Origin of the sequence: Butyrivibrio sp., from assembly GCF_017635265.1 — a bacterium.
Lineage (GTDB): Bacteria > Bacillota > Clostridia > Lachnospirales > Lachnospiraceae > Butyrivibrio.
Genome location: NZ_JAGBLU010000073.1, coordinates 1 through 5,132, shown reverse-complemented (window position 1 = coordinate 5,132; position 5,132 = coordinate 1). Strand labels below are relative to the sequence as shown.

Genomic DNA, 5,132 nt, shown 5'->3' with positions numbered 1-5,132 from the left:
GACCTTCCTACAGATATCTCAGGACCTGAGTATGCAGAACTCAGACAGCGCCTTGCGGAGACAGAAAACAGCTACAGCATGGATGCTGCTACAGAGTATGATCTGACCGATGTTTCAGTTGGCTGGAGAGATCACCAGGCTGTTTATTGTGAAGTTACAAAAGTTGTTGACACAATATCTGAACTGAATGGTCTTAATTAATCTAAATATGGTAAACTAAAAAGTGAAAATAGTAATCATTAAAGAATGAAGGAATACTATGAGCGAACTTTTTAGAAAAAAGAGCCTGGAGAGAGTGGGGGCTCCCGAGGAACTCAATGATTACATACGTGTGACAGGACTTCCGGTTTGGATCGTACTTATAGCCATGATCATCATGCTCGTTGGAATGCTTGTATGGGGGATATTTGGTACGGTAGAGGACGAGAATCCGGACGGTAGCAGTCAGATCGTTCATCCTATTACCTATGTAACAAACTGACATGAAGGGGAAGATAAAAAAGCCAAAGACAAAAGGGGTTGCCAGGACCCCAATGATCATGCAGATGGAGTCGCTTGAGTGTGGTGCAGCGGCTCTTTGTATGGTGCTCGCATATTACGGGAAATGGGTTCCCTTAGAGAAGGCAAGAATAGACTGCGGAGTCAGCCGTGACGGTTCAAATGCAAGAAAGATGCTGGATGCTGCCAGAAACTATGGAATGGTGGCCAATGCCTATAAGTTTGAGCCGGAGGAGCTTATTGAGGAGGGGCAGTTCCCCTGCATAGTACACTGGGAATTCAATCACTTCGTTGTCTGCAAAGGTTTTTCAAAAGACAAGGTGTTTTTAAACGACCCTGCCAGAGGCAGTATCATTGTCTCCAAAGAGCGCTTCGATGAAGCCTTCACCGGTGTGGTTCTTATGATGGAACCGGGGGAGAATTTTGAGACCGGCGGCAAACGAAAAAGCATGTTCGGGTATATCAGAAAACATCTTGAAGGCAGTTCTGTTGCCGTTTCTTTCGTGACACTTACCACAATCATCGCATCTTTGACCGCTATTTTCAGGGCGGGATATTCACGAATATTTTTGGACAGGCTGATAGTAGGACTTAACAGAGGCTGGATCAGGCCCTTTTTTATAGGGCTTGTTTTGCTTGCCATTATAGAGATTACCTCATCCTGGATAAAGGCCATCTATTCCCTGAGGATAAACGGAAAAATGGCTGTGGTTGGGAGCAGCAGCTACATGTGGAAGATATTAAGACTTCCCATGGAATTCTTCTCCCAGCGCATGGCTGGAGATCTGCAGCTTAGAAAGATGAGCAACACTCAGATTTCCCAGACCCTGATAGATACAGTTGCTCCGCTTTTCTTTAATTCTCTGATGATGATCTTTTATCTTGTAGTGATGTTCAGATATTCGATCACCCTTACGTGCTTCGGTATTTTCTTTGTAATAGTAAATGCATTTATCTGTAACTGGATATCACTTAAAAGAATCAATATAATGCGTGTTATGCTCCGGGATGAGGGCAAGCTTGCCTCCTCCACGGTAAACGCCATAGACATGATAGAGACCATAAAATCAAGCGGTGCAGAAAACGGCTTTTTTGAGAAGTGGTCCGGTTTTCAGGCATCGGTAAATACCCAGAGCATTAAATATCAGAAGCAGGATGCATATCTCGGCATGATCCCCGCAATATTATCAGGCTTTGTTAACGCAACGATCTTAGGGATCGGTGTATATTTTGTACTGGAAGGGCGCTTTACGGTAGGTATGGCCTTCGCCTTTCAGGGATTTATGAATTCTTTTCTGGGACCTGCCGGAAACCTTGTAGGTGCCGGACAGACGATACAGGAAATGCGTACCGCTATGGAGAGGATTGAGGATGTCCTTTCTTACCCGGATGATCCGATGTTTGACAACGTCAGCGATGAAGAGCATTACGAAAAGCTCAGCGGCAATATATCCATGCGTGGTGTTACCTTTGGATATTCAAGGCTCGATGCTCCTCTTATAAAGGACTTTGAACTGGAGGTGAAAAAGGGGCAGAAGATTGCTCTTGTGGGAGCATCCGGCAGCGGAAAGAGCACTCTTTCCAAGCTTATTTCGGGTCTTTACAGGCCCTGGGAGGGCGAGATCCTCTTTGACGGTAAGCCCATTAGTGAGATAGACAGAAATGTTTTTACCGGATCTGTCGCAGTGGTGGATCAGGACATCATACTCTTTGAAGACAGCGTCGCTGACAATATCAAGATGTGGGACAGTTCCATAGAGGATTTTGAAGTAATACTGGCTGCAAGAGACGCAGGCATTCATGACGACATCATGAAAAGACCCGGAGACTATAGCTATGGTATCACCCAGAGGGGAACCAACTTCTCCGGCGGCGAGCGTCAGCGCATTGAGATCGCAAGGGTTCTGGCTCAGGATCCCACAATTGTCATTTTGGATGAGGCTACAAGTGCCCTTGATGCCAGAACTGAGAAAAACGTCGTACAGGCAATCGCCGACAGGGGGATAACTACTATTGTTATAGCCCACAGATTGTCTACCATAAGGGACTGTGATGAAATAATTGTTTTGGATCATGGCAGAGTAATTGAGAGAGGAAAACATGATGAACTTATCAGGCTTGGCGGTACATATAATGCACTGGTAAGCATTGAATAAGTGGGAGAGAGATTATGGGTTGGTTTGATGAGCAGATTCATGACAGAAAACGCTCAGATGCTGAGATCTTTTCAGAATCCTTCAAACAGATGGCCGGTGCAGTTACCGGCAAGCCCGGAGAGGGTGGAGAAAAAGAGGAGAAAAAAATCTCCTCAAACCCGGTGGAAGAGATTCTTGAATATTTTCATATAGAAGGTGCTCCGATTCCCGAAGATGTCACTGATATCAATGAAATCCTGGAATATCAGATGCGTCCTTACGGAATTATGCATCGCAGGGTCAAACTTGAAAAGGGGTGGCACAGAAACGCCCAGGGAGCAATGCTTGCAAGGCTTAAGACAGACGGAAGTCTGGTAGCACTGATACCTGACAGATTTTCAGGTTACTGTTTTTACGAACATGTAAGCGGGCGTTTTATCAAAGTAACCAGACATATTGAAGACAATTTTGAAACCGATGCAATAGTCCTGTACAAGCCCTTTCCTCTTACAAGGATCGGAACTCTTGATCTTGTGAGATATATCTGCGAACAGATCAGCATATCGGATATCGTTATGCTGTGTTTTATCATGCTCTTATCCACTGCGATAGGTCTTTCAATCCCTAATATGAACCGGGTTCTCTTTTCAACGGTAATAGAATCCGGGAGCGGGAGAATGCTGGTAGCTGCAATTATCTTTATCCTGTCTGCCACCATCAGCAGATTCCTGCTATCCGCTTCTCAAAACCTTGTTAATATCCGTATTAATACCAAGCTCAGCGTCAATGTTGAAGCCGCAGCCATGATGAGAATGTTATCTCTTCCGGCATCTTTTTTTAAGGATTACAATTCCGGTGAGCTGGCAAACAGAATGGGTTATATCAACAATCTCTGTACCGATATGGTAACCCTTACGGTTTCAACTACGTTGTCATCACTGTTTTCTCTTTTGTATATTATCCAAATAGTTCTTTTTGCACCGGGGCTTGTGATTCCGGCTTTCATAGTGACTCTGCTTACGGTAATCGTGACTGTTGTCTCGGTTCTTTTACAGATGAAGATAACCGAGAAACAGCTCCTGCTTGGAAGTAAGGAGAACGGACTTAGTTATTCAATTATTTCCGGTATTCAGAAGATAAAGCTTTCCGGCGCGGAGAAAAGAGCTTTCGGAAGATGGGCAAAAACCTATGCAGATCAGGCAGCTCTTTTGTACAATCCACCCACTTACCTTAAGGTCAGCAGCGTTATCAGTCTTGGTCTGTCCCTTATAGGCGGAATAGTTATGTACTATATGGCCCTTAAAACTGGCGTGTCTGTTTCCGAGTACTATGCTTTTAATTCATCCTATGGAATGGTAAGTGCTGCGTTTATGTCACTTACGAGCATAGTGACCATTATATCCCGCATCAAGCCTATACTTGAAATGGCAAAGCCTATCCTTGAGGCTGAACCTGAAATAGCCGGCGACAAGGAAATCATAACAAGCCTTGGCGGGGGAGTGGAGCTTAACAATATTACCTTTGGATACAGAAGCGATATGCCTCCTGTAATTGATAACCTGTCGTTAAAGATAGAGCCGGGGCAGTACGTGGCTATAGTAGGAGAGACCGGTTGCGGGAAAAGCACTCTGATGCGTCTGATGCTTGGATTTGAGACTCCTCAGAATGGGACAGTTTACTATGATGGAAAAGACCTTAAGCAGATTGACCTTAAATCTCTCAGACAGAAGATCGGCTCTGTTATGCAAAACGGAAAGTTATTTCCGGGAGATATCTATTCAAATATCGTGTTGACAGCACCCTGGCTCTCAGTAGATGAAGCCTGGAAAGCCGCAACGATAGCCGGCATAGCGGATGACATCGGAAGCATGCCCATGGGGATGTTCACCCTTATCTCCGAGGGGCAGGACGGAATATCCGGAGGACAGAAGCAGCGCCTTCTCATCGCCAGAGCCATTGCACCAAGGCCCAGGATACTTATCTTTGATGAGGCTACAAGTGCCCTGGACAATATCACCCAGAAGCAGATCTCCGATGCCCTTGACGAGATGAATTGCACCAGAATCGTGATAGCCCACAGACTCTCCACAATAAAGCAGTGCGACAGGATCATCCTTCTTAAGGATGGCAAGATTGCGGAGGATGGAACCTATGAGGAGCTCATGGCTCTAAAGGGAGAGTTTGCAGACCTTGTCTCCAGGCAGCTTCCGGACAACGAAGCCAGTATTTAAGTGCATTTGCGGATTTGGCAAAAAATAAAATATAAAAAATTTAAAAAAGTTGTTGACATTAGTTTTTGGTGGTGATATAGTTAGATTCGTTGCGGCGCTGATGAGTTAAAAACAGTGCAAACGCAGCAATAGAGCGGATTTCGGGCTCTAGCACCTTGACAAATAAACAGTAATGCAACCCTGAAAAATTCCAAGAGAATTATTCAGAAGTAACAAACCAAAAGTAATAACGGACAGAACGAAAGCTAACGTTTTAGTTCTGGCCTGG

Annotated in this window: 4 protein-coding genes; all 4 read left to right on the top strand. The window is 44.9% G+C overall.

The annotated features are described in order from the left end of the window. The coding region (locus J6O61_RS08665) for a hypothetical protein (RefSeq protein ID WP_292212005.1) at positions 1–201 on the top strand (201 nt) is incomplete at its 5' end. Between the two features lie 58 nt (positions 202–259). Next, a complete protein-coding gene (locus J6O61_RS08660; protein ID WP_292212002.1) occupies positions 260–481 on the top strand; it encodes a hypothetical protein in 222 nt (73 codons plus the stop codon). 1 nt (position 482) lies between these two features. Then, a complete protein-coding gene (locus J6O61_RS08655) occupies positions 483–2,654 on the top strand; it encodes an NHLP family bacteriocin export ABC transporter peptidase/permease/ATPase subunit (RefSeq protein WP_292211999.1) in 2,172 nt (723 codons plus the stop codon). Positions 2,655–2,668: 14 nt separating this feature from the next. Further along, positions 2,669–4,864: an ATP-binding cassette domain-containing protein gene (locus J6O61_RS08650; RefSeq protein WP_292211997.1), complete on the top strand. Its 2,196-nt coding sequence runs from the start codon at positions 2,669–2,671 to the stop codon at positions 4,862–4,864. Positions 4,865–5,132: the final 268 nt, after the last annotated feature.